At 62.9% G+C, this 1945-nt stretch carries 2 protein-coding genes; one reads left to right on the top strand and one right to left on the bottom strand.

The features are described 5' to 3' along the window. Window positions 1-1581 (top strand): pyruvate dehydrogenase (locus RDN59_RS12160; RefSeq protein WP_308608061.1); only part of this gene is annotated, 1581 nt, incomplete at its 5' end. An 82-nt stretch (window positions 1582-1663) separates the two neighbouring features. On the opposite strand, the gene RDN59_RS12155 is transcribed toward RDN59_RS12160, so the two are convergent. Then, a partial coding sequence (locus RDN59_RS12155; RefSeq protein WP_308608060.1) for an MFS transporter occupies window positions 1664-1945 on the bottom strand: 282 nt, incomplete at its 5' end.

Below are 1945 nucleotides of genomic sequence, written 5' to 3'. Positions count from 1 at the left end.
GCTGAGGCCGATTCCCTCACTACCGGGAACCTTGCCGTGTGCGCCGCCTCCTGCGGCCCGGGAAATACGCACCTTATTCAGGGGCTTTACGACGCCCACCGTAACGGCGCCAAGGTCCTCGCCCTGGCTAGCCACATTCCTTCGCGCCAGATTGGCTCGAAGTTCTTCCAGGAAACCCACCCGGAGGCCATCTTCCAGGAGTGCTCCGGCTACTGCGAGATGGTCAACTCCGCGGACCAAGGTGCCGTGGTCCTGCACCACGCCATCCAGAGCACCATGGCGGGCAAGGGTGTGTCCGTCCTCGTTATCCCGGGTGATGTCTCCACGCAGGAGGCCGAGGATGATACCTTCACCTCCTCCGTTATTTCCTCCGGCCGCCCGGTTGTCTACCCGGACCCGGCCGAGGCCGCCGCGCTGACCCAGGCCATTAATGAGGCTAAGACCGTCACCCTCTTCGTTGGCGCCGGCGTCAAGAACGCCCGTGAGCAGGTCCTTGCGCTGGCCGAGAAGATCAAGGCTCCCATCGGCCACGCCCTGGGTGGCAAGATGTACATCCAGTACGACAACCCCTTCGACGTCGGCATGTCCGGCCTGCTCGGCTACGGTGCGGCACACGAGGCCACCCACGAGGCAGACCTGCTCATCCTGCTGGGGACGGACTTCCCCTACAACGACTTCCTGCCGGATGCCAACGTGGCCCAGGTCGACATCGATGGCTCCCACATCGGCCGCCGCACCCGCATTAAGTACCCGGTCACCGGTGATGTCGGCGCCACGATTGAGAACATCCTGCCTCACGTGGAGGAGAAGAAGGACCGCTCCTTCCTGGATGAGATGCTCAAGAAGCACTACGACAAACTGAACCACGTCGTTGAGGCCTATACCTCCGGCGTGGAGAAGCACACGCCGATCCATCCGGAATACATCGCGGACCTCATTGATCAGGAGGCCGATGAGGATGCCATCTTTACCGTCGATACCGGCATGTGCAATGTCTGGGGCGCGCGCTACATCACTGCAAACGGCAAGCGCGAGCAGATCGGTTCCTTCCGCCACGGCACCATGGCCAACGCCCTGCCGATGGCCATCGGTGCGCAGGCAGCGCACCAGGACCGCCAGGTCATCACCTTCTCCGGTGACGGCGGGCTCTCCATGCTCATGGGCGAGCTGCTGACGGTGAAGCTGCACAACCTGCCGGTGAAGATGTTCGTGTTCAACAATTCTTCCCTCGGCATGGTCAAGCTGGAGATGCTGGTCCAGGGCCTGCCAGAGCATGAGACCGACCACGAGCACGTGAACTATGCCAAGATTGCGGAGGGTGCGGGCATCAAGCACTTCCGCATCGAGGATCCGAAGGACGCACCGCGCCTCATCAAGGAGGCCTTGGCCTACGACGGCCCTGCGCTTATCGACGTCGTCACGGACCCCAACGCCCTCTCCCTGCCGCCGACGCTGACCTTTGAGCAGCTGCTGGGCTTCTCCAAGGCGGCAACCCGCACTGTCTTCGGCGGTGGCGTGGGCCAGATGCTCTCCATGGCGAAATCCAACCTGCGCAACATTCCGCGCCCGCAGGACTTTTAATGTGTCGGCGTTAGCGCCACACATTAAAAGAGGCCCACGCCGAAGAGATCGACATGCTCGCGGGTTTACCCCCGCCAAGGTTTTATTCCTTGGCGGGGTCTTTGACTGGGATGAGCACGATCGCTCCCACGAGCAAGACTAGCCCGATGGCGAGCACGCCTCCCCGGTCTCCTTGGCCCATCAGGGAGACGAAGACGCCGAACAGGAAAGGCGTCAACCACGCTACGGCTCGGCCGGTCGTAGCGTAGAGGCCAAACATCTCGCCTTCGCGTCCCGGAGGGGCAACGCGCGCCAAGAAACCGCGGGCGGAAGCCTGGGCTGGTCCCACGCACAGGCAGAGGATGAGCCCGCAGATCCAGAAGGC

The organism is uncultured Corynebacterium sp., assembly GCF_902489365.1.
In the GTDB taxonomy this organism is placed as follows: domain Bacteria; phylum Actinomycetota; class Actinomycetes; order Mycobacteriales; family Mycobacteriaceae; genus Corynebacterium.
The sequence above is the reverse complement of the archived record's forward strand: the minus strand, read 5'-3'. Positions and strand labels throughout refer to the sequence as shown.